Genomic DNA, 23,133 nt, shown 5'->3' on the forward strand with positions numbered 1-23,133 from the left:
AAAACACAATGAGAATCGGCATTACCGGAAAACTGTTTATGGCGATATTTGCTACCTGCATGCTGGTGTTGATCACGATGCACTGGGGGGTTAGAGCCAGCTTCGAGCGCGGATTCATTGATTACATCAAACAGAGCAATGAACAACGTATCGCCATGTTGGGAGACGCGCTTGAGGTGCAATATCAGCGTTACGGTAACTGGGATTTCCTGCGTAATAATGATCAGGTGATTTATCAGATCATGCGCTCTTTCGAGCAGAGCAGTGATAACAGCCGCAATCTGCCGCCACGAGGCTGGCGCGCTCAGTTCTGGGTGGTCGATAATCACAATAATCTACTGGTCGGACACACCGGTCAGGTGCCGAAAGAAGCTAGCCGTCGCGCCATCAAGGTGAATAAAAACGTGGTGGGCTGGGTGATGTCGACTCCCCCCGAAAAACTGACGCGTAATGCAGATATTAACTTTGACCAGCAACAGCGCCGCACCAGTTGGATTATTGTCGGCTTATCAACCCTGCTGGCGGCAGCGGTGACCTGGGTTTTATCGCGCGGGATGTTAGCACCGGTAAAACGGTTAGTGGAAGGCACTCACCGCTTAGCTGCCGGTGATTTCAGCACTCGAGTGGCGGTCAGTAGCCGTGACGAACTGGGCCGTTTGGCACAAGACTTTAACCAACTTGCCAGTTCGTTGGAGAAAAACGAGCAAATGCGGCGCGACTTTATGGCCGATGTCTCGCATGAATTACGCACGCCACTGGCGGTACTGCGCGGCGAGTTGGAGGCGCTACAGGATGGTGTGCGGCAACCAACACCTGAATCCTTGATCTCACTGCAAGCCGAGGTAGGAATTCTGACCAAACTGGTCAACGACCTGCATCAGTTATCGCTCTCAGATCGTGGTGCACTGGCCTACCGTAAAACCCAACTGGATGCCGTGCGTCTGTTACAAATCGCTATCGCCAGCTTCCATGGCCGTTTCCAAAGTAAAAATATCACCATTACTGCCCATCTGCCTGAACAGGCAATAATGTTCGGCGACCCCGACCGATTGAATCAGCTATTTCATAATTTACTGGAAAACAGTCTGCGTTATACCAATGAAGGCGGGCAGCTTGAGATTATCGCACTGCCAGAAGAAGAAATATTAACCCTACACTGGCAGGACAGTAAACCGGGCCTTAGTGATGAACAGCTGCAACGTATTTTTGAGCGTTTTTATCGCACCGAAAGCTCACGTAACCGCGCAAGCGGCGGCTCAGGACTAGGGCTGGCGATATGCCACAATATTGTCGAGGCCCACGGTGGCAAAATCAGCGCCGAACATTCACCTTTGGGTGGCCTGCGGATTACGGTAGTATTTCCGCTATTCCATTCCATAGGGTAATTCATTGTAATGCACGAGCCGCTTCAGTCTGCCAGCCAATCTGGCTCCGTATTGATTGTTGAAGATGAACCGAAGCTCGGCCAGTTATTGGTCGATTACCTACAGGCTGCGGGTTATCAGACCCAATGGCTCACCAGGGGTGACGAGGTAGTGGCGGCAGTCCGTCAGTCGCCACCGGCCATTATTTTGCTGGATTTAATGTTACCCGGTAGCGATGGCATTACCATTTGCCGAGAAATTCGCCGTTTCTCTGATGTGCCGATTATGATGGTGACGGCAAAAACCGAAGAGATTGATCGATTACTGGGGCTGGAGATCGGTGCTGACGACTATATCTGCAAACCCTATAGCCCGCGGGAAGTGGTGGCGCGGGTCAAAACCATTCTGCGCCGCTGCCGACCGCTACCGCAGCAGCCAAGTGATACGGTGCCACTGCTGATTGATGAATCCCGCTTTCAGGCCAGTTATCTGGGCCATCAGTTGGAATTGACCCCGGCAGAATTTCGTCTGCTGAAAATACTGGCAACTCAACCAGGCCATGTGTTTAGCCGTGAGCAACTGCTGAATAATCTGTATGACGATTACCGCGTAGTGACGGATCGCACTATCGATAGCCATATCAAAAATCTCCGGCGCAAGCTGGAATCACTCGATGGCAAGAAGCCATTTATCCGTGCAGTGTACGGTATGGGGTATCGCTGGGAAGCAGAGATCTGTCGTTTACTGTAATGCCGTCTTTGCCAAAGGTGCGTTATGTTGGTGGTGCATAGCGCATTGACCTGACATCCGGTCAACGTTGACTACACTCATTAGAGGTATCACAACCAACAGGAGAACCACTATGACCATGGGTCACTATGAGCTTAATAAGGCAAAGAATGGGCAGCACTATTTCAATCTAAAAGCCAGCAATGGCGAAACTATTCTCTCCAGTGAGATGTACGCCAGTAAGGCTTCGGCTGAAAACGGCATATCATCAGTGCAGAGTAACTCGCCACTGGAAAGCCAATATGAGCTGAAGCACAACGTCAAAAATGAACCTTATTTCGTTTTGAAAGCGAAAAACCATCAGGTTATTGGCGTCAGTGAATCCTACAGTTCTGACGCTGCTGCCAAAAAAGGCATTGCCTCCGTAATAAAAAATGGCCCGACCACCATAATTAAAGATCTGACGCTGTAATTTTTATTTATCTGATAGAGCTATTTTACCTACATTCGTTGCTTAAAGGTACCCGCGCGGGGCGAGTGACCGCGCATCTCATTTCAAACGCTCCTGATCTTCGGTTACCGCTGCAAACTCTTTCGCCAGCATTTTTTTCAATACTTGCTGGTTACGTGGCAATAAACCTATTTTCAAACCAAAAGGCCGAAAAACACGCCCAAGCACAGATAACGTCTGGCCCCCTTTATCAGTTTCAATATCAGACAGAGTACGTCGGCTGATATTAACCAAAGATGAAAACTCGTCCTGAGACATGGTTAGCATCTCTTTTCTAAGTTTGCGCAGTAATTCCCCTGTAGATATCTGTTCACTAAATAGCTGGCTTAGTAACATCAGTAACAAGTTCTCACGCTCTTGCGGTGAAAGTTTCACTTTCATAAATGTGCCCAGCGTTGTAATTTTTCATCCAAATAATCAAAAGCCATTCCCGGCATATTAAGAATGCTGTCCGGTACTCCTCGCATTTTAAGACGAACCTTCAAACCTATTAGATTTTCAGCCACTTGCTGGAATGCCAAAAAGACACTGTCAGGGTCAGCAAGATCAGATAACTCAGTAATAATACCCTTCCAGTCGAAATTCCCTCCCTCTTCATAAGGCGACCCCCATTGAGTCACTCTGGGAATACCTTCAGGATCTGCTTTCATCGGGGCAAAATCATAGATAGGCGAGAGCCAGATCCCCTCAGGCCGTTTAATTAATGCAGTATTGCGGCCATGATTGTCAGAATTACCAAAAGCGACGTTTAATAAATCTCGCTTAATCATTTCAATAACGAGAGCTTCAACATTTAAAGGCCGACTTAATTCATTAACTTGATACTGAGAAGTCAGTTTTTTTACTAAAGTTCGGATTACCTCAAAATGATTTAAATAGCTACCCGAAGCAACATCCATAACTGAATAAAGTGACTCCAGACCATATTGAACTCGCTTATTCTCAATTGAATCAATATCAAAGCGAGGTAACCATAAAGAAGGATAATTATCTCCCTCTATCAGCCTCATCTTTTCAGTCTTTATCGTATCGATACCAATGCTTGCCAGTTCCTGATAAAAGTGATACTCAGCACGTAAAATATCGCAATCAATAGTGCTACGCTTCCCTCTTGGGAATTTAATTAAATAATGAGTATCTTGGTTACTGATGCCATCCTGGAAAGTATCAATCCAGATTTCATCATTATCTGAACAACATAATAGTAGCTTCGGCGCTTCGCCACCGGCCCCTGTCGCCCCCCCTGCCGAGGCCCCTCTTTGCTGCGCATATTCCAAAAAAGATGAGTCACGCTCAACTACGTCCTGCAATGTAAAGCGGATATGGTTTAACTGGCTATCAGGATGTAACTCAGGTATTGCATCTTTTATTCGCATATTGCCAACAGGGGCGATAGTGCCCGTTTTCAGCAAAATATAATCCTGCTCGCTCGCTGACATTGATTGCAGACCAAGTTGGTTAACCCAATAGCGGCGGCTTGCGCCTGCGGGCATTATATCGTCAATAAAAGCAAACCAATGCTTAGACGAATAGGTGTGAGCTAATTCAACCGGTAAATTTATGCTACAACTGAATTCATCATCACGATACATCCACTCAATAGCATAATCGCCGTCATAGCCTAGCACTGCCGCGCCTTGCCTTCCACGAGCCGGCTCTGTAAAAGTCAGTTCAGCAGCATCATGCCAAAGGCCGTGATTGAAGATCTGTATCGTTAGTTTAGCCACAAACACCTCTTGAGCAAAAAACTGCTCATATAAAGAATAAATCAGTATTTATGTGCAAAATATTACTCAAAGAAAATCATTTAGTCAAAAAATGAGCAAAAAATCGCTCAATTAACGAATTTTTCCTTTATGCTCCAAGACATTAAAATCCGCTTAAACTGATCCAGATCATTTAAACCCTACAAAAATTGTGCGATGGCTGATTTTCCTGATTGGCAAGGTTACAATCCCCGGCTTTTAACCACCCCTTCGGGCGTGGTTCTGACTTGAACTCAGACTGAGAGCCACTTATATGTCTTCATCTATTCCTTTTACCCCGGAATTATTATCGCCTGCCGGTACCCTTAAAAACATGCGTTATGCCTTTGCTTATGGGGCAGATGCGGTTTACGCCGGCCAACCACGTTATAGCCTACGGGTGCGTAATAATGAATTTAATCACGAGAACCTGGCATTAGGTATTCAGGAAGCGCATGTCCTCGGTAAGCGCTTCTATGTGGTCGTAAATATTGCCCCCCACAACTCCAAACTGAAAACCTTTCTGCGTGATTTAAAACCGGTGATCGATATGGGGCCGGATGCACTGATTATGTCGGATCCCGGCTTGATCATGATGGTACGTGAGGCATTCCCGCAGATGGATATTCATCTGTCAGTACAAGCTAACGCCGTCAACTGGGCTACCGTCAAATTTTGGCAACAGATGGGGTTGACCCGCGTTATTCTCTCCCGCGAGTTATCACTGGAAGAAATTGCAGAAATACGCGCACAAGTTCCTGATATGGAACTGGAGATTTTTGTCCACGGCGCACTGTGCATGGCCTATTCCGGCCGTTGCCTACTATCTGGTTATATCAATAAACGCGACCCGAACCAGGGAACCTGCACCAATGCCTGCCGCTGGGAATATAATGTTCAGGAAGGCAAAGAAGATGAAATCGGCAACATCGTGCATATTCACCAACCGATTGCGGTAAAGAATATCGAGCCAACACTGGGTATCGGTGCACCAACCGATAAAGTGTTTATGATTGAGGAAGCACAGCGCCCTGGTGAGTACATGACCGCCACCGAAGATGAGCACGGCACTTACATCATGAACTCAAAAGACCTACGCGCTATTCAACATGTGGAACGCCTGACGCAATTAGGTGTGCATTCACTGAAAATTGAGGGTCGGACTAAATCCTTCTACTATTGCGCGCGTACCGCACAGGTTTACCGCCGTGCTATCGATGATGCCGTTGCGGGTAAACCTTTTGATCCAACCTTGTTGACCACACTGGAAGGCTTGGCTCACCGGGGTTATACCGAAGGCTTCCTGCGCCGTCATGTGCATGAAGAGCAACAAACTTACGATTACGGCTATTCAGTTTCTGAACGCCAGCAATTTGTCGGTGAGTTTACCGGAGTGCGTCGTGACGGCTTGGCTGAAGTGGTGGTCAAAAACAAATTCTCGGTTGGTGATAGTGTTGAGCTGATGACGCCAAACGGCAATATCCAGTTTATTCTCGACAGCATGCAAGATAAAAAAGGTCAGCCGGCAGATATTGCACCGGGTAATGGTCATATCATGTATTTGCCCATCCCCGCGGACATTAACGTGGAATATGGCTTACTGGTACGTAATCTAAATGGGACAAATAGCCGAAATCCCCATGAAAAAGCGTAACGTAAAGCGATAAAAAAATAATGCCATCGCCAAGATGGCATTTTTAGCAAATATTAGAAATGGATCACATCAATTATAATTACGCTGGGGTAGCATAGCTCGAGTACAATCAAGAACTAAAAAAGTTTTACAGCAAGACTAGGAACCACCTCCTTGGCTAGCCCAATCTCCCTTGGGCTGGCCTTTTCTTTTTTATGGCCCTATCCATCTGATTACTATTAATTTTTCCTAAATTTTATTATTAATGATTCTTGTTAAGCTATTAACTAATAATAAGAAAGCCTGTTTTATGAATAACCTCACCATCAAATAATAATTATCTCCGTTAAATAAATATCCCAACAAAAATAAAACCTCTTTTTATTAAACTTAAAGATAATTGATATTTGCAATATTGTCGGAATAATCTCATATAGCTAAAGAAGCCAAACCCACTACCAGCAAGTGATTCGAGCTGCATTTATGCTAGCCCCACACTAATCCTGATGAGCTTACGCAGTCAGGTGATTCGGGTGACAAATCTGTCAGGAGCAGATTTGAACGCCGCTTGCGGCGACCTCAACGAGGCGAGGCCCTAGGATGGGCCGAGTAACGAACACCGCTAACCCCGCTGCAAGTTCAAGTAAGAAGGGGATAGGTAAATTAAACAGCTATGGGTTACTGTTACTCCTATCGCAGAAACGATTGGAGCACGTTATGACCTCAATGCCACGTACCCTTCTCATCTTGAATGGTAAGGAATCGGGTAATCTTGAAGTTCGCAATGCCGTCAAGAACTTGCGTGATGAAGGCATTATGCTTCATGTTCGAGTCACTTGGGAACACGGGGATGCGAAGCGTTATGTTGGCGAAGCTGCCGGTCTGGGGGTCGATACGGTAATTGCAGGCGGGGGAGATGGCACTATTAATGAAGTCGCCAGTGCGCTGATGGCCCTGCCCTCCTACAATCGCCCCAATTTAGGTATTGTGCCCTTAGGTACAGCCAACGATTTTGCCACCAGTTGTAACATTCCCCTGCACATAGAAAATGCATTTCAATTGGCAGTCAAAGGCCGGGCGGTCACCATTGATATCGCGCGAGTAAATAGCGAGCACTACTTTATCAATATGGCGACCGGTGGCTTTGGCACTCGCATTACCACTGAGACACCGGAAAAACTCAAAGCCGTACTGGGTGGGGCTTCATACTTTATTCATGGCCTGATGCGCATGGATACAATTAAAGCAGACAGTTGTGAAATACATGGGCCGGATTTCGAATGGGCGGGTGATGCACTGGTAATAGGTATCGGCAACGGTCGGCAAGCCGGTGGTGGACAGCCTCTCTGCCCCGATGCACTGATTAATGATGGCTTGCTGCAATTGCGGTTGCTGACCGCAGAAGAATTACTTCCTGCCCTACTGACCAGCGTGTTCAGTGGTGAGAAAAATAAAAATGTAGTGGAGGCTACCTTGCCTTGGCTGGAAATCACAGCCCCCCATGACATCACTTTTAATCTGGATGGCGAACCACTGGCAGGCAAGCATTTCCGTATCGAAATAATCCCCAATGCGATTGGCTGCCGTCTGCCGCCAAATTGTGAACTGCTGGGCTAAATATCAATCTGTGGGCTATCTTCGGTTAGCCCATGATTCTTCTAGATTTTATTACCCTTATCGCTCTGCCTAACTCAACGTTGACCTGGCTTTAGCTCGAGTTAACGCATTTTCTTACGCAAAAACCTTTCATTTCAAACCTATTTTCTTTTACATTTAATTTTCACTTTGAAAGGTTTTACTTTCAAAGTGTGATCCATATGCAATAAATAGATCTAAAAAATGATTATGGTAGTTCACATGGCGACAGACAAGATGCTGAAGTCCATTCTGGAACCTCAGTATTTTGAATACCGCTTTATCACGCGGTTCCTGAAGTTTCTTTTCAAAACAAAAGTTTATAAAAACAGCCATAACCTCGATTACAGGAGAAAAAAATGATTGAACTCATAACCCATGGAGCCGAGTGGTTTATCGGACTCTTCCAAAAAGGGGGCGAAGTTTTTGTTGGCATGGTCACCGGGATCTTACCTTTATTAATCAGTTTGTTAGTAATCATGAATGCACTGATCAAGTTTGTTGGTCAGGATAGGATTGAACGATTGGCTCAACGCTGTGCCGGTAACCCTGTTTCCCGTTACCTGTTGCTGCCGCTGATCGGTACCTTTGTATTTTGTAACCCGATGACCTTAAGTCTCGGGCGTTTTATGCCAGAAAAATATAAACCAAGTTATTACGCGGCCGCCTCTTACAGTTGCCACTCAATGAATGGTTTGTTCCCACACATTAACCCAGGTGAGTTGTTCGTGTTCTTAGGTATTGCCAGTGGTTTAACCACACTGGGCTTACCCCTCGGCCCGCTGGCTGTTAGCTACTTCCTGGTTGGGTTGTTCACCAACTTCTTCCGTGGCTGGGTTACCGATCTGACGACCTCCATCTTTGAACGCAAAATGGGCATCCGTCTGGACCGTAACGTACAACTTTAATATGTAAATTAAATACATACTGTGTGGAGCAGAGCATGAGTGAATTCATCAGGATTGAAAAAGGCGAAGGCGGCTGGGGTGGCCCATTAGTGTTGCCAATCGTACCGGGTAAGAAAATTGTCTATATCACCGCGGGTACCCGCCCGGCCATTATTGACCGTATCAGTGAACTGACTGGCTGGGAAGCGGTGGATGGGTTCAAAGAAGGTGAACCACCAGCCGAAGAGATCGCCGTGGCGATTATTGACTGTGGTGGCACCCTGCGCTGTGGCCTGTATCCGAAACGCCGTATTCCAACCGTTAATATCCATTCAACCGGTCAATCCGGGCCGATGGCGCAATACATACTGGAAGATATTTATGTTTCCGGTGTGCGTGAAAAAAATATCCATAAAGTCAGTGGAACCGATCACGCCACCGCAACGGCTGCACCAGCAGAACCGGCAACCGCAACCGCAACCGCAACCGCAAGCAAAGCTGGCCGTGATTACGATACCAGCAAGAAAATTACCGAACAAAGTGACGGGTTACTGGCGAAAGTCGGGATGGGGATGGGGTCTGTTGTGGCGGTATTCTTCCAGTCAGGCCGCGACACCATAGATACCGTACTGAAAACTATCCTACCGTTTATGGCCTTCGTTTCAGCGTTAATCGGCATCATTATGGCATCCGGTTTGGGCGACTTTATCGCTCACGGCTTAACACCGCTGGCCAGCAGCCCGATAGGCTTAGTGCTCTTGGCACTGATCTGCTCCTTCCCGCTGTTGTCACCGTTCTTAGGCCCAGGGGCCGTTATCGCACAAGTTATCGGCGTATTGGTTGGGGTACAAATTGGTTTGGGGAATATTCCACCGCAATTAGCCCTGCCAGCGTTATTTGCAATTAATGCCCAAGCAGCATGTGACTTTATCCCAGTAGGTCTGTCTCTGGCCGAAGCGAAACAAGATACCGTTCGTGTCGGTGTCCCTTCGGTTCTGGTTGGCCGTTTCCTTACCGGAGCGCCAACAGTATTGATTGCCTGGGCAGCATCAGCCTTTATCTATCAGTAAGCACTAAATACAAAATTATCTGTAATACATTCAACGGTTAAGGATGTACGTATGAATACTATTTATCAGACAACTATTACCAATATCGGCGACAGCGCCCGCGAGGCGCTGCTTGATGACATGCTTATCACCTTCCGCGAAGGGGCACCCAAAGATATTGAAGAGTTCTGTTTTATCCATCAGCACAGCGACACCGATGGAGAGCTACAGGCTGGCAACATTATGGAACTGGCTGATCTGCGCTATGTCATCACCGCAGTTGGCGAGGTGGCAACTCAGAACCTGCGTGAATTGGGTCATGTCACCATTCGTTTTAATGGTGATAAGCAACCTGAGTTCCCCGGTTCTATCCATGTAATAGGGCCAACACCCGATGATATTCCTATCGGTAGCTCACTGAAATTTATTCGTTAATTTATTCATTTATACCCGATGTCATTAGCATCGCAGTTAACCCTGCGACAACTTCAAGTACTAAGGGTATTAGCCGAAGTAATTGGAATTGCAAAGGAAGTAGACGAACAAATCCCGATGAGCTGACACTCGTCAGTGATTCGGGTGAGTGAGTTCGACTAACACCGCTGCAGCTTCAAGTACTAAGGATAATTTTGGAGGTAGTTATGTCACAAGTAGCAGTAGTTATTGGCGGTGGACAAACATTGGGCGCATTCTTGTGTCATGGTCTTGCCGAAGCAGGGTATAAAGTTGCAGTTGCTGATTTAAATTCAGATAACGCACAGTTAGTCGCTGATCAGATTAATGCCGAATACGGCGCAGATAGCGCCCGTGGTTTTCAGGTTGATGCCACCAATGAAAGCAGCGTGCAGATGCTGGCAAAAGCAGTAGATCAAAGTTTCCATCAAACTAACCTGCTCGTTTACAGCGCAGGCATTGCCAAGGCCGCACCGATTACTGATTTCCCACTGGATGATTTTGACCGCTCACTACAGGTCAATCTGGTCGGTTACTTCTTATGTGCTCGTGAATTCTCTCGCCTGATGATCCGTGATGGCGTTGCCGGGCGAATTATCCAGATCAACTCCAAATCAGGTAAAGTGGGCAGTAAACACAACTCGGGTTACAGTGCTGCCAAGTTTGGTGGCGTTGGTTTGACCCAATCATTGGCTCTGGACTTGGCTGACTACGGTATCACGGTGCATTCCTTGATGTTAGGCAATCTGTTGAAATCACCGATGTTCCAATCTCTTTTACCGCAGTACGCTGCAAAGTTGGGTATTCAGCCGGAAGAAGTTGAAAAATATTACACCGATAAAGTGCCACTAAAACGGGGTTGTGATTATCAGGATGTGCTTAACATGCTGTTGTTCTACGCTAGCGATAAAGCCGCCTATTGCACCGGACAATCAATTAATATTACCGGTGGTCAGGTGATGTTTTAAGTTTGATGTTGTCTGAAAAAACAGTTTGTCATCCCAGCAAGCGAAGGGGACTGTTTCTAGCGGTCTCACAGAGGCGAGGCCCAAGGATGGGCCAAGCAACGAACGCAGCTAACACTGCTGCAACGTCAAGTAAGAAGGATAAAAATATGTCTCCAACATCAGCACTGATCACTATTGTTATCATCGCCTGGGTGCTGCAAATCATGCTTGGCTGGTGGCAAATCAATCGGTTTAACCGTGCTTTTGATCGCCTGTGTCAACACAGTAAATCAGTTGGTGTTGGCCGATCTGGTGGGCGCTTTAAGCCCCGCGTGGTAATGGCGCTGGCTTTCGATGAGAATATGCGGGTCAGTGACAGCATGATCATGCGTGGCATTAGCGTTTTCGCCCGCCCACGCCCATTACCTCAGCTTCATGGCTTACATCAGCAGGATTTAATCCCGGATGTGATCTTCCCTACGGATAAAGCATGTCAAACTGCACTATTATTAGCGATTAAACCGAAATCATGATATTTTCACAATGAAAGCTATTCTTTTTCATGTGAAAGTTATGCCTGAAAAAGAGGCAATGGAAATACTTGAGCGGGGATCGTTATGAAGCCAAAGCAGCGACAGGTTGCAATACTGGAATATCTCCAACAACACGGAAAGACGGCCGTCGATCAACTCGCCGCACATTTTTCAACCACCGGTACCACAATTCGTAAGGATTTAACCAGTCTTGAAAATGAAGGGGCGGTTATCCGTACCTACGGTGGGGTTGTATTAAATCGTGATGATATAGAACAACCCATTGACCGTAAAACTCACATTAATACCGATAAGAAAAAGCAAATTGCTCAAGCTGCCAGCAAACTGATTAAAGACGGTGATAGCCTGGTTTTTGATGCCGGTAGTACCGTGTTGCAAATGGTTCCCCACCTGACAAAGTTCAACAATATCACGGTGATGACCAACAGCCTGCATATCGTCAATGAACTGGTTGAGCTGGATAACGATCAAACTATCTTGATGCCGGGTGGCACTTACCGTAAAGGTTCAGCCTCTTTTCATGGTAGTCTGGCAGAATCTGCATTTGATAATTTTAGTTTCGATCAACTGTTTATCGGTGCAGATGGTGTCGATCTGAAAGCAGGTGTCACCACGTTTAACGAAGTTTATCATGTTAGTACGGCGATGTGCCGTGCCGCTAGCCGCATTATTTTGCTGGTCGATTCCTCCAAATTTGGCCGTAAAAGCCCAAATGTAGTGTGCCCGTTAAGTGCCGTTGATATCCTGATTACAGATAAAGGTATTAGCCCAGAATATTTGCAAGCGCTACAGGACATGGGCATTAACATCATTCTGGTTGATAAAAATGACTAATCCATTGATTACCTATGCCCGTGAAACACTGGAAATTGAACTGACAGAAGCGCATAAGCTGCTGTCACGTTTAGATGATAATTTTATCCGCGCCTGTGAGTTATTATTAGCCTGCACCGGTAAGGCTGTAGTTTCAGGGATTGGCAAATCTGGCCATATTGGTAAAAAGATTGCCGCATCACTGGCCAGCACTGGCACCCCCTCCTTCTTTGTACATCCGGCGGAAGCATTGCACGGCGATTTGGGCATGATTGGCCCTCAGGATGTGGTGATTTTTATCTCCTACTCAGGGCGCGCCAAAGAACTGGACCTGATTCTGCCCTTGTTGGCGGATAGCCAGATCCCCGTGATTGCCATCACTGGCGGCAAAGAGTCCCCGCTGGCGCTGGGTGCAGCCTGTGTATTGGATATCAGTGTCGAACACGAAGCTTGCCCGATGGGGTTGGCTCCTACCTCCAGCGCGGTTAATACCCTGATGATGGGGGACGCTCTGGCAATGGCATTAATGCGCCATCGCGGTTTCGGTGCAGAAGATTTTGCCCGCTCACATCCTGGCGGCAGCTTGGGCGCAAGGCTACTTAATCGAGTCCATCACTTAATGAGAACCGGTGATCGCCTGCCGATGGTGAATGAATCCGACAGCGTAATGGAAGCCATGTTAGAACTGAGCCGTACAGGACTAGGGCTGGTGGCTGTATGTGATCCGGAGCAACGGGTTGTGGGGGTATTCACTGACGGTGATTTACGCCGCTGGCTGGTAAAAGGTGGCACCTTACAGCAACCCTTAGAAAATGCCATCACACGGCCAGGCTACCGATTACCTGAGCAATGGCGCGCAGGAGAAGCGCTGGAGGCACTGCATCAGCACCATCTCAGTGCCGCACCGGTGGTGAATCTGGATGGGAAACTGGTCGGAGCCATTAATCTGCACGACCTGCATCAAGCTGGCGTTGGTTGATATCCCCGTCATCGTTCAAGTTGTAGCTGTGTTGGTTCCATTCACGATTCAGGCCTCGCTGCTGCGAGGCCGCTGCAACCAGCATTCAAATCCGCCAGTGACATCTTCATCAATATAATCAATTAATCTAGATAAATTTACTTATTAGCGGCCTGCCTCAATCAGTGCCAATTAGGATCTTGCTGTAACTGCTTTTTGAGCATGGCCTGGATACTGTCATTGGGACGACCGAGCCATTGATAGGTCGCGAACTCACTCGGTTTATCAAGTGCTTGTGGCTTGTCTGCCACGGAAATACGCATTCCCCATGCCTGCCATACTTGTTTTTTATCCTGACTAAACGCCACCCACATAAAGTTATTACTGCAATCATGAGGTTTACAAATTCGCCCCACCTTATATTGCTGCCCTTGCCAATTTATCACCTCATAAGGTGCTGACGTCCCCACCCCTTTGCGTGCCCAGGCGGGGAGATTCTTTTGGCTTTTCACCATTTTTTGCCAGCTATTTTTATAAACCGGCTGTTGCAGCAGATCCGCCGTGGTCGGGCGGCTTTTGACAGGAGAAGTCTGGGCAACTGACGTGGCTGTGACAGTTGTGGTGGCTGGCTGCGCGAAAGCCCAGGCGCTGACACTGAGCATCACCGCAGCCACAAGACAATGGCGGGTTTTGTTACCTTTCATTATCGAAATCCTTATTATCTGATTAATCTACTCGCCGGACAGTGAGCCAGGCTCTATGCAACGGCTTAGCGGGCGTGGTATTAGCTTGCCTGTCTATGACCATCAACCGGCGAAAAAGTTGATCCATAGCACGAATTTTCATCCTAATTCCAGTTATATCACAATCTGTATGACAGCTTGAGTTAAGCTATGAACCAGATAGCTATCAGCCGAGCCCACCCGATAAAAGGCCATGCCATGTTAACCGTTGAGTTACCCGAAGAACCCGAGAAGCTGTATTACTCTGCCGGGGATGCCCACCCGCTGGCTAAGCTTGAAACGGATAAAATTATCCAGATGGTTATCGATCTGGATGTTGCCAATTCCGACAGCGAGCATTATGTCACTGGCTGGATGGGGCTAAATAGCGTGGTGGTGGTACGTAATTACCAAAATAAGCGCGGTACAGCCAATGGTTTTGTGGTGAATAAAGGCGATCGCTATCGTCTGAGCATTCAATCCATTGAATTTCGCATTCCGAAGGCCGTGTTGTGGATGAGCTTTCGCCGTAAACCCCGCACCATGGAGTTAATCACCTACGAAACATTGGGCGAACAACCCAGCGGTATGCAGCAGTACCGTAATATCCTCGATGAAGAGTTGCTACAGCAACTCGATGCCGATTGGCGCGAATTGAATGATTATCTTGGTGCAGCCTGCTGGCAACTTGAAAATGACACCCCGCTGTGGCAACAAACCCGACAACAGATAACGCCCGAGACTATCCGTCAGTTAGTCGATGCGCCTATTTTTCGCACTAAACATCTACAGGCTGATGGGGATTACGCCGGGTTCTGGGCCGGAGAGTACTTTTTTGCCGTTCGCCAACCTAGCGCAGGCAACCCATTACCTGCGGTACAAATCTCCTGGCGTGAAGATGCAAAAGATATCGGCAGTTATCAATTTGATCTGATTAACGATGAAACAGGCGAGCCAAAACTCTCACTGTGTATCCGCCCACGCAAAGGCGCGGACAGCTATCTGCTTAACCGTTTTGATGCCCATCACTTGCAACGTGCTATCGCGATGTTTGCGATGACTCAGCGCTATTTATTGGCATAAAAATCTCTGCCATTTCAATAAATAAGGCATGCACTTCGTCATTGGAGCTACAGGTAGGCGGCAAGTGAACACATCCCGATGAGCTGACTCAAGTCAGTGATTCGGGGGGTGAGCGCAGCTAACACCCCGGCGACTTCAAGGACGAAGGATCCCCAAAGTCATTGGAGTTGCAGGTAGGCGGCAAGTGAACACATCTCGATGAGCTGACTCAAGTCAGTGATTCGGGGGGGTGAGCGCAGCTAACACCCCGGCGACTTCAAGGACGAAGGATCCCCAAAGTCATTGGAGTTGCAGGTAGGCGGCAAGTGAACACATCCCGATGAGCTGACTCAAGTCAGTGATTCGGGGGGGTGAGCGCAGCTAACACCCCGGCGACTTCAAGGACGAAGGATCCCCAAAGTCATTGGAGTTGCAGGTAGGCGGCAAGTGAACACATCCCGATGAGCTGACTCAAGTCAGTGATTCGGGGGGGTGAGCGCAGCTAACACCCCGGCGACTTCAAGGACGAAGGGGATTACCACCACCGGTGAAAATGATGCACCGGCCCGACCCCCTGTCCGACTTCAAGGGTATCGGCTTGTTCTAATGCACCTTGCAGATAGTGTTTGGCGGCATTCACTGTATCTGCCCAATCGTGGAGCCGTGGCCGTAAGGCCGCCAATGCGGCCGATAAGGTGCAGCCGGTGCCGTGGGTATGGCGAGTATTTACTCTGCGGGTAACAAAACGCTGTTCGCCTTGTGCCGTAAACAGCCAATCGGGGCTATCTTCACCGCTCAAATGCCCTCCTTTCATCAATACTCCCTGACACCCCAGAGCCAACAGTGCTCGCCCCTGTTCACACATTTGTTGCTCATCGCGCGCAGGCTGGCAATTGAGTAGCGCGGCTGCTTCTGGCAGATTCGGGGTAATCAAAGCCACTCGCGGTAACAGCAGTTGACGTACTGCGTCTACGGCCTCTGGTGCCAATAATGGATCACCGCTTTTGGCGACCATAACGGTATCTAGCACCACAAATGGGATGGGGTAACGTTGCAGTTGTGTGGCAACAATCTCGACAATGTCAGCATTAGCCAACATACCGATTTTCGCGCTATCGATGCGCACATCACTGAGAACAGAATCGAGTTGAGCTGCAACAAACGCCGGTTCGATGGGATAAACTGACTGCACACCACAGGTATTTTGTGCCACCAAGGCGGTGATCACACTGGTGCCGTAAGCTTGCAAAGCAGAGAAAGTTTTCAAATCAGCCTGAATACCGGCCCCACCGCTAGGGTCAGTTCCGGCAATCGTGAGTGCATTAATTCGCTTCATGAATATCTCTCCACACTCATATCAATGGGAGATCGAATGGCAGCAACAGCGAGAATAGCTAAAGAGAAAACGGCAGGTTGAACGAACATATTCCTCCTAACCGGCGGTCAAGAAGGCGGAACCCTAAGGTGCCGAGACTTCCCTACGCTGGCATAATCCAGATCAGGTAATACGGGTAATATCTCAGCCATGCCACTGTTTGTGGCAGGCACCCCGAGTCAGAATTGTTATTATCATGGGCAGGTGGTAGAAGATCAATCATGTATTGGCTCAACCAATGATCAATTTCGCAAAAGCACCCTGTTTTGGAGGTATAACCATAGGATGAGTATCAAGATTCGTCAGTATCAGGAAAGTGACCGGCCATTCCTGCGCACCTTGTATCTGGCATCACGTAAAGCAGCCTTTACCTGGCTGGACGTTGAACACTTTAGGCTGGAAGATTTTGATCGCTCAACCATTGGTGAAACTGTGCTGGTCGCCGTTGATGGCGATCAACACTTAGGTTTTGCCTCAATTTTTATGGAAGAGAGTTTCCTGCATCATCTGTTTATTGCCCCTGAACTACAACAGTCCGGTACGGGAAAAGCCTTATTGCAGGCAGCACAACAGCTATTTACCAGCCACGGCTCACTCAAATGTCTGGCAAAAAACCAGCAGGCGCTGGCGTTTTATCAAAAACAGGGGTGGGTAGCTATTGCCACCGGCATCAGTAATGATGGCGAATATACATTAATGCATTGGCATAATGAGAAGGTTAAATAAGAACAATATTGATAATATTAGTTAAAAAATAAAATTTAATATCTAACTTACTATCAAACATCGCTGCATCGTTATATGGGTTATTTTCCCCTCACAGATAAATCAGAAATAAGCACAAGGGAACTGGGTTTCCTTGTGCTTATTTTCTATTCCCCGCGCAGCGCCTTCACATCATCGGCTTTTATATTCAGTGCCGGTTGTCCGAATTGCTGTAGCAGATAATGACTCAAACTAACAACCTGCTCATCGGTTAAGGTGTTAGCAAATCCGGGCATAAAGACTTCACCGTCATTGGTTTTGCGTGACACACCGTGGAGAATCACATTAATCAGGTTATTGGGCTCGGATGCCCCGACCACCGAGTTTTTCATCAATGAAGGGTAATAACCGTCTTTCACGCCCTCACCGGTGAAACTGTGGCAACTGGCACAGTTCCCCAAATACAGGCGCGCGCCGTCAGTGTTGTTATCTGCCGTGAAAGGCATACCGCGTAAGGAATTAACACTACTCGCCGCTTGCCCCCAATCCGAACGACTCTTGGTTTCGTCATCTGGATTTAATGGCTCCAGGGTACGCAGATACACCGCCATGGCATTGAGATCACTCTCGCTCAGGTGGCGAGTACTGTTCTCAATAACTTCAGCCATCGGCCCGGCAGCTTGTGCTTTACCGTCAACATGGCCGGTGCGCAGATATTGCACCACCTGCTGCTGACTCCAGCCGCCAATACCGGCATGTGGATCAGAGGTAATATTAAACGCCGTCCAACCATTAATCTCTGCCCCCCCATAGGCTTTGCTCTCTTTCATCCCCATGGTGATATTACGCGGGGTATGGCACTCAGCGCAGTGCCCCAATGCTTCAACAAAGTAAGCACCCTGATTCCATTGTGCATCTTTAGTGTTGTCCGGCTGAAAGCGCTCCCCCTCGAAATTGACCAAATTCCAGAACCACAATCCCCAACGCTGGTTGAATGGGAAAGGCATGTCATTTTCGCGGTTAGCTTGATGCACTGCTGGCAGACTAAACAGATAGGCTTTAATGGCTTTGACGTCAGCATCCGTCAACAAGGTATATGAGGTGTAAGGGAATGCTGGGTAGAGATTCTCACCATTTTTCCCTTTCCCTTCATGTAATGCGCGCAAGAACTCTTCATCCGTCCAATTGCCAATTCCGGTCTCTTTATCGGGCGTGATGTTGGGCGAATATAGCGTGCCCATCGGCGTCTTGAAGGCAAGTCCACCGGCAAAAGGCTTACCGTCTTTGGTGGTATGGCAGGCCACACAGTCAGCGGCCGTAGTCAGGTACTCACCACGTGCAATTAGGTCAGCATCAGCACTGGCATACCCAGTTACAGCTAAACCTAATGCGATAAGCAGGAGATTCACTGAACAGCCCAAGGTTTGTTTTCTCATCTTACACCTCGGCCTTTAATGTTTCAGCGATACGCAGCGAGAGTGCGGCAATCGTCAAAGTACAATTAACTGAACCGACAGTTGGCATCACACTACTACTGGCGATAAACAGGTTTTTATGGTCATGGGTGCGACAATCGCTGTCCACTACCGAGTCTTTCGGGTCACTGCCCATAATGGTGGTACCCGTAATATGATTGTTATTGGCGAAGTTATTGTTGAATTTAACCTCGGTTCCCCCCATCAACTTTGCCGCCTCGGCATAGACCTGCTGAGTGTGTACCGCACTTTTTCGCACATAATCATCCATTGCATAGTAAAACTCGGGTTTCGCAATGCCGATGGCGTCTTTCTCGCTAGCGCTGGGGATAATGCGATTTTCGACATGAGGCAAAATCTCGTGGAAGCTGTCGAATTGTACAAAACGCGCGGCCCTGTCACGGATTTTGGCCTCAAGCTGTGGCCCGAGTTGCAAATCCCCCTGTTTGAGTAATTCAATCGTGACTTGATCGGTACGTGACAAATTGGATAAATGAATTTTTTTCGCTGCAAAATCAGCACGAAATGCACCATCACGGAAGCCGATCATCGACGTCATTTCCTGCGGCCCACGCCCTGGCCACAAGGGTTCACTGGCCATAAAAGTCACCCCGGTTCCGGGGTGATCCATTAGATTGCGCCCCACCATATCGGAACTATTACCCACTCCCCGTGGATTTTTCTCATCGGTGGACATCAGCATCAGTTTCGGAATTTCAATCCCATTAGCGGCCAGTACGAAGTATTTACCCTCAGCCCGATGCTCATTGCCTTGTTCATCTTTAAACAGTGCCGCAGTAATCTGTTTTTTATCATTAACTTCTAACTTATAAACCACAGCTTTGGGGCGCACGACTGCCCCCGCCTGCTCGGCTTTTTCGACATGAGTGATACCGTTATACATGGCGCCAATCGGGCAAATAGGCATGCAGTTGTTATTACCACAACAGGTTGGCCGGCCATCATAAGGTCGACTGTTACGGGCGACCGGTTCAGTGACCACATTGAAACTTCCGCCGTTAAAGCTGCCACCGTTAAAAACATGGCTATTTAACACCGTCTTGATGCGCTGTTCATTCCACGATAATGGCAATGGTGCCATCGGATAGGGTTCACTGCGGGGTGATCCTAGATCTTCATCACTTGGCCCCCAAACACCTAATTCCTGTTCAGCGCGCAGATACCACTTTTCCAACACGGCATACTCAATTGGCCAATCTCGCCCGACGCCATACACGGTTTTCAGTTTGAAATCGTTAGGCAAAAAGCGCCAGGCAGAAGCCGCCCAGTGCCAGGTTGTGCCACCCACTGCGCGGATATATTGCACATCATACGGATGTTCACCCTTTTGAATCAGATAGTTATTATTTGGGTTAGATTCAGGATGAGGCGCATACGCGGTGGAAGGATATGGCGCCATGTTGTCTGATTTATCCGGCTGATTACGGAAGTTTTCTACAATTTCCCAGCGAGAGAGGCGCGGACCTGCCTCTAAAACCAGTACTGACTTGCCAGCCATGGCCAGTTGATGGGCAACCAGCCCTCCTGCAACACCCGAGCCAATAACGACGATATCCGCCTTTAGTGTGTCAGCCATAAATGTATTCTCCAAAATTATAAGGCGACATCAGGCTTTACAGCCCAGTATCCGGGTTTATTCGGGCAATAAGAGCGAATAACCAACACATCGGATACCGCATCGAACATCAACGCATTCTCATAGCTGATTACCGCCGCATCGGTTCCCTCACCGATCACGCCGATATACCAGCCTTGCAATATTTGCCGGGCGATTTGTTGTTGCAGGGGTAGCCATTGCTGAGGTTCACCCGAAGGCAACGGTTGTAACAAGGAGAGTTTTTGGTCAAAACCGCCTATTTTCCCGAGCAGAACCTGATAGATTCGTTGACCAATCTGCGCATTAAGCTGGCGCTTACCGGTCAATGCGCGTGATACCAACATGAATCTTTCTAAATTCTGCGGCGAGGTTTGGGTCGATGCCGCGAAAGCATCTAGTGAAAGGGGACTCATCAGGCTACTGACTAGCCCGACGCCGATATATCCCAGCAGACGGCGGCGTGAAATACCCCGCACCTGAGGTATCGGAGAGAGATTTACCGACATGTTTTTTCTCCACAAAACAGCACGCACGCAGTATTCATCCGTTGTATTTAGGAACATGCTGCTAATCGGCATGTGCTAACAGATGCGGGCTACTGCGAGCTAAACTACCCTGCGTTTTACACAGCGGCAGTGGCAATCTTGACTAATAATGAATGGACTTCTCGTCTTATTGACGATGTAAGTTATGAGATGCGGATGTTAAATATTTAGTTGAGTTGTAAAGATTCGTCAAGATTATACCTCATCAGTGAAGGGGTAAAGCAAAACGTGATTCATATCACATTTTGTAACTATAGAGCCGGATCATGCCTTCACCTCAATCATTACTTCAATACGATTAAGGACATATGCCACTTGATGCCAAACTTGCTGATATTCGGTTGAGTTATAGGTACGCAAAAACTCCACCAGCAGTGTTTTGGTTTGTTGCCATATTGCATCATCGACCGGATGCTCTTTATTTGTCTCAAAGAAGGTTTCCAGTGTTTCAACTTTTTGCAGGTAAGCATCCAACGCAGCAGTCCATTCACTTGTATGCAACTTGTGAGAAATTTGCGCCAGCAGCCAGGGCATATAGTCGCGACTGAGGCTAACATCCCAAGTATCAGCATCTGTTACAGACCATGTGGCACTTAGATCACCACAATGTGTGCCTTGATCATCGGTAAATCCGTGCAATGCACAAATAGCCTTTTCTACATCAAGCACATAGCCTAAGGCCGGATTATTAATGAATACAGCATCATGAGGGGTTCGCTCATTAAAATTCACTACAGCACCTATATATTCACCTAATTTTGGCCCCGTCAGCACACCTTTGAAGTTAATATATGATGTTTTTTCATTCATATAAAAATGCAAAAGTTTATTTTTATATCCATTAACCAGATAATGATATTCCCAGTCAGCCATAAAGTACCATTTTTTGCTGTATATATTATAAGCTACTCCATTATCACAACGGTACTCTAAACTATTATCACTGTAGTTACTGCGATGGTAGGTAAAGCTAATCGCCGAAGGTTGGTCAGTGCCATCATTCAATAATGAAAGGCACGAGGACTCTATTAACGCTTTACCCTCACTTAATTTATTATAAGCCATCAGTAATTGAGTTTCTGCATTATAATAAATATGATTCCTACCTTTTTTACTCCCCAAATAAATATAGGTATCATCTGGTTGGTCCAAACGATGGGTTATTACCTCACGTTGGTCATTTACACCCCCTGATTCAAGCGTTTCCTTATATTGTAAAAAGGGTCTTACTGCTTTTTCCTGCCACGTTTCAATAGTAGACGCATCAAACCATAGAGTGTATTTATTCACGGTCCCCTGCTGAGAATGTTGTTCCCTGCCATGTAGAATATTAATCGGGCTAGTATGTAAGCTCACATAGAAACCGATTTGATCTAATGATAACGCGGTACCCGTCCCTTGATTGACTAATCTTATTTCATTTTCTACCACCTGAGGGAACCAATACTGGCCAGAATTATTAAAATCACAATAGGTAAATGCCACATCAGCATCAAGCTGGGAACTACGCCGAACCACCGGTGACAAACAGTAAAGGTTGCGATCAAACCCTTGCCCGATAAAGGCCGTCATTATCTGCCCTGCATGACTATAAAAGAAGTAAGAACTTTGTCCATCAGCACCAATAGGCTGACTTTGCTTGGTTAAAAAGATGCTATGACCATTGTTAACATAATAATCATAGCTGAAATATTTTTCAGCTAAAATGTCTGAATGGTAATTGAATGTCACCCTCTTATTCTCAGGATATAAACTCTTTGGTAATACACGATAAGAACTGATATCTGCTGTTAATCCATACTGAGCCAACTCAGCCGCATTGGTGTTTTTATAAAGCGAAGCAGACTTCCCCAAAAATGAATAATCACTAAAAATCTCAACCCGTAAATTTAGCGGAATTTTTATTGATGCAATATTATTATTCCATTGGCTAAATAGCCATTCATCCTCGGTATAATAAGGCACGCAAAATTTTGTGCCGTCCTCCTTTTCAGAGTAATTATCTTTTGAATAAAAACAGACATTATCTTCATTATTATGCTCTGCTATTGTGGATATTGATATAAAGATCCAAGGAACAATCAAAATACTAATTTTAGCATTCATATTTCACCTGTTAATTATAAAGAAACCAAATATAATCTTTCACATCAAATGGGAAGGTAAGCGTTACAATTTTTATATTCACATATAGTAATCTTACCTAAAAGCGATACTCACAAAAGCATCGTTCATTTTTTATTTATCCGTGAAGGTAAAATATAAATTTTTATTTCATCGCAGCCAAAATAAAAAGCCCCCGAAAGTTCGGAGGCTTAATTAATGTCAGAACACTATCTTATCGACGAGTGAT

At 47.0% G+C, this 23,133-nt stretch carries 22 protein-coding genes and 1 riboswitch; of the genes, 14 read left to right on the top strand and 8 right to left on the bottom strand.

Annotation, left to right across the window (positions count from 1 at the left end; all coding sequences use genetic code 11):
• The first annotated feature begins 8 nt into the window (after window positions 1-8).
• The 3 genes from baeS (at window position 9) to ACWJJO_RS16575 (ending at window position 2,565) form a co-directional block, all read left to right on the top strand.
• On the top strand, window positions 9-1,385 hold the full coding sequence (gene baeS / locus ACWJJO_RS16565; protein ID WP_481091268.1) for an envelope stress sensor histidine kinase BaeS: 1,377 nt from the start codon (window positions 9-11) through the stop codon (window positions 1,383-1,385).
• A 9-nt stretch (window positions 1,386-1,394) separates the two neighbouring features.
• Entirely contained in the window at window positions 1,395-2,114 is a 720-nt protein-coding gene (gene baeR, locus ACWJJO_RS16570; RefSeq protein WP_083163251.1) for an envelope stress response regulator BaeR, read from the top strand.
• Window positions 2,115-2,226: 112 nt separating this feature from the next.
• On the top strand, window positions 2,227-2,565 hold the full coding sequence (locus ACWJJO_RS16575) for a YegP family protein (protein WP_083163248.1): 339 nt from the start codon (window positions 2,227-2,229) through the stop codon (window positions 2,563-2,565).
• 78 nt (window positions 2,566-2,643) lie between these two features.
• On the opposite strand, the gene ACWJJO_RS16580 is transcribed toward ACWJJO_RS16575, so the two are convergent.
• Together ACWJJO_RS16580 and ACWJJO_RS16585 are read right to left on the bottom strand one after the other, a co-directional pair.
• Window positions 2,644-2,985: a helix-turn-helix transcriptional regulator gene (locus ACWJJO_RS16580; RefSeq protein WP_050084756.1), complete on the bottom strand. Its 342-nt coding sequence runs from the start codon at window positions 2,983-2,985 to the stop codon at window positions 2,644-2,646.
• Entirely contained in the window at window positions 2,982-4,331 is a 1,350-nt protein-coding gene (locus tag ACWJJO_RS16585; protein WP_481091269.1) for a type II toxin-antitoxin system HipA family toxin, read from the bottom strand. The genes ACWJJO_RS16580 and ACWJJO_RS16585 overlap by 4 nt, the downstream gene beginning before the upstream one ends.
• Window positions 4,332-4,623: 292 nt before the next feature.
• Here ACWJJO_RS16585 and trhP point away from each other — a divergent pair, with 292 nt between their 5' ends.
• From trhP to gutQ, 9 genes are all read left to right on the top strand, one after another.
• The gene (trhP, locus tag ACWJJO_RS16590) at window positions 4,624-6,003 is read left to right on the top strand and encodes a prephenate-dependent tRNA uridine(34) hydroxylase TrhP (RefSeq protein ID WP_083163244.1); all 1,380 of its coding nucleotides are present in this window, start codon (window positions 4,624-4,626) and stop codon (window positions 6,001-6,003) included.
• A gap of 705 nt (window positions 6,004-6,708) precedes the next feature.
• The gene (yegS, locus tag ACWJJO_RS16595; protein WP_481091600.1) at window positions 6,709-7,599 is read left to right on the top strand and encodes a lipid kinase YegS; all 891 of its coding nucleotides are present in this window, start codon (window positions 6,709-6,711) and stop codon (window positions 7,597-7,599) included.
• A 377-nt stretch (window positions 7,600-7,976) separates the two neighbouring features.
• On the top strand, window positions 7,977-8,525 hold the full coding sequence (srlA, locus tag ACWJJO_RS16600; protein WP_004877312.1) for a PTS glucitol/sorbitol transporter subunit IIC: 549 nt from the start codon (window positions 7,977-7,979) through the stop codon (window positions 8,523-8,525).
• A gap of 35 nt (window positions 8,526-8,560) precedes the next feature.
• Window positions 8,561-9,574: a PTS glucitol/sorbitol transporter subunit IIB gene (gene srlE / locus ACWJJO_RS16605; protein ID WP_442820606.1), complete on the top strand. Its 1,014-nt coding sequence runs from the start codon at window positions 8,561-8,563 to the stop codon at window positions 9,572-9,574.
• Between the two features lie 51 nt (window positions 9,575-9,625).
• Window positions 9,626-9,988 carry a PTS glucitol/sorbitol transporter subunit IIA gene (gene srlB, locus ACWJJO_RS16610; protein WP_083163238.1) on the top strand — a complete coding sequence of 121 codons (363 nt, stop codon included), beginning with the start codon at window positions 9,626-9,628 and terminating at the stop codon, window positions 9,986-9,988.
• Between the two features lie 206 nt (window positions 9,989-10,194).
• Complete coding sequence (gene srlD, locus ACWJJO_RS16615) at window positions 10,195-10,974, top strand: sorbitol-6-phosphate dehydrogenase (RefSeq protein WP_083163236.1); 780 nt, start codon at window positions 10,195-10,197, stop codon at window positions 10,972-10,974.
• Between the two features lie 146 nt (window positions 10,975-11,120).
• A complete protein-coding gene (gutM, locus tag ACWJJO_RS16620) occupies window positions 11,121-11,486 on the top strand; it encodes a transcriptional regulator GutM (protein WP_083163234.1) in 366 nt (121 codons plus the stop codon).
• Between the two features lie 84 nt (window positions 11,487-11,570).
• Window positions 11,571-12,341, top strand: a complete 771-nt coding sequence (srlR, locus tag ACWJJO_RS16625; protein WP_083163232.1) for a glucitol operon DNA-binding transcriptional repressor SrlR — start codon at window positions 11,571-11,573, stop codon at window positions 12,339-12,341.
• Window positions 12,334-13,299, top strand: coding sequence for an arabinose-5-phosphate isomerase GutQ (gene gutQ / locus ACWJJO_RS16630; protein ID WP_083163230.1), 966 nt, complete (start codon window positions 12,334-12,336; stop codon window positions 13,297-13,299). Before srlR ends, gutQ begins: the two co-directional genes overlap by 8 nt.
• Before the next feature lie 161 nt (window positions 13,300-13,460).
• Here the strand turns inward: gutQ and ACWJJO_RS16635 are convergent, their stop codons facing one another.
• On the bottom strand, window positions 13,461-13,982 hold the full coding sequence (locus ACWJJO_RS16635; protein WP_420073620.1) for an inhibitor of vertebrate lysozyme family protein: 522 nt from the start codon (window positions 13,980-13,982) through the stop codon (window positions 13,461-13,463).
• A gap of 237 nt (window positions 13,983-14,219) precedes the next feature.
• Between ACWJJO_RS16635 and ACWJJO_RS16640 the strand changes: the two genes are divergently transcribed.
• Entirely contained in the window at window positions 14,220-15,083 is an 864-nt protein-coding gene (locus ACWJJO_RS16640) for a hypothetical protein (RefSeq protein ID WP_481091601.1), read from the top strand.
• Window positions 15,084-15,597: 514 nt separating this feature from the next.
• Here ACWJJO_RS16640 and thiD read toward each other — a convergent pair.
• The gene (thiD, locus tag ACWJJO_RS16645) at window positions 15,598-16,398 is read right to left on the bottom strand and encodes a bifunctional hydroxymethylpyrimidine kinase/phosphomethylpyrimidine kinase (protein WP_083163226.1); all 801 of its coding nucleotides are present in this window, start codon (window positions 16,396-16,398) and stop codon (window positions 15,598-15,600) included.
• 122 nt (window positions 16,399-16,520) lie between these two features.
• Window positions 16,521-16,624: riboswitch (TPP riboswitch) on the bottom strand.
• Window positions 16,625-16,722: 98 nt separating this feature from the next.
• Here thiD and ACWJJO_RS16650 point away from each other — a divergent pair.
• A complete protein-coding gene (locus ACWJJO_RS16650; protein ID WP_083163224.1) occupies window positions 16,723-17,163 on the top strand; it encodes a GNAT family N-acetyltransferase in 441 nt (146 codons plus the stop codon).
• A gap of 146 nt (window positions 17,164-17,309) precedes the next feature.
• Here the strand turns inward: ACWJJO_RS16650 and ACWJJO_RS16655 are convergent, their stop codons facing one another.
• The 4 genes from ACWJJO_RS16655 to ACWJJO_RS16670 form a co-directional block, all read right to left on the bottom strand.
• A complete protein-coding gene (locus ACWJJO_RS16655) occupies window positions 17,310-18,578 on the bottom strand; it encodes a c-type cytochrome (protein ID WP_420073388.1) in 1,269 nt (422 codons plus the stop codon).
• A gap of 1 nt (window position 18,579) precedes the next feature.
• Window positions 18,580-20,214: a GMC family oxidoreductase gene (locus ACWJJO_RS16660; RefSeq protein WP_481091270.1), complete on the bottom strand. Its 1,635-nt coding sequence runs from the start codon at window positions 20,212-20,214 to the stop codon at window positions 18,580-18,582.
• Window positions 20,215-20,231: 17 nt separating this feature from the next.
• Complete coding sequence (locus ACWJJO_RS16665) at window positions 20,232-20,741, bottom strand: sugar dehydrogenase complex small subunit (RefSeq protein WP_193784798.1); 510 nt, start codon at window positions 20,739-20,741, stop codon at window positions 20,232-20,234.
• 303 nt (window positions 20,742-21,044) lie between these two features.
• The gene (locus ACWJJO_RS16670; RefSeq protein ID WP_481091271.1) at window positions 21,045-22,886 is read right to left on the bottom strand and encodes a hypothetical protein; all 1,842 of its coding nucleotides are present in this window, start codon (window positions 22,884-22,886) and stop codon (window positions 21,045-21,047) included.
• Window positions 22,887-23,133: the final 247 nt, after the last annotated feature.

This window comes from Yersinia antarctica (assembly GCF_056636475.1).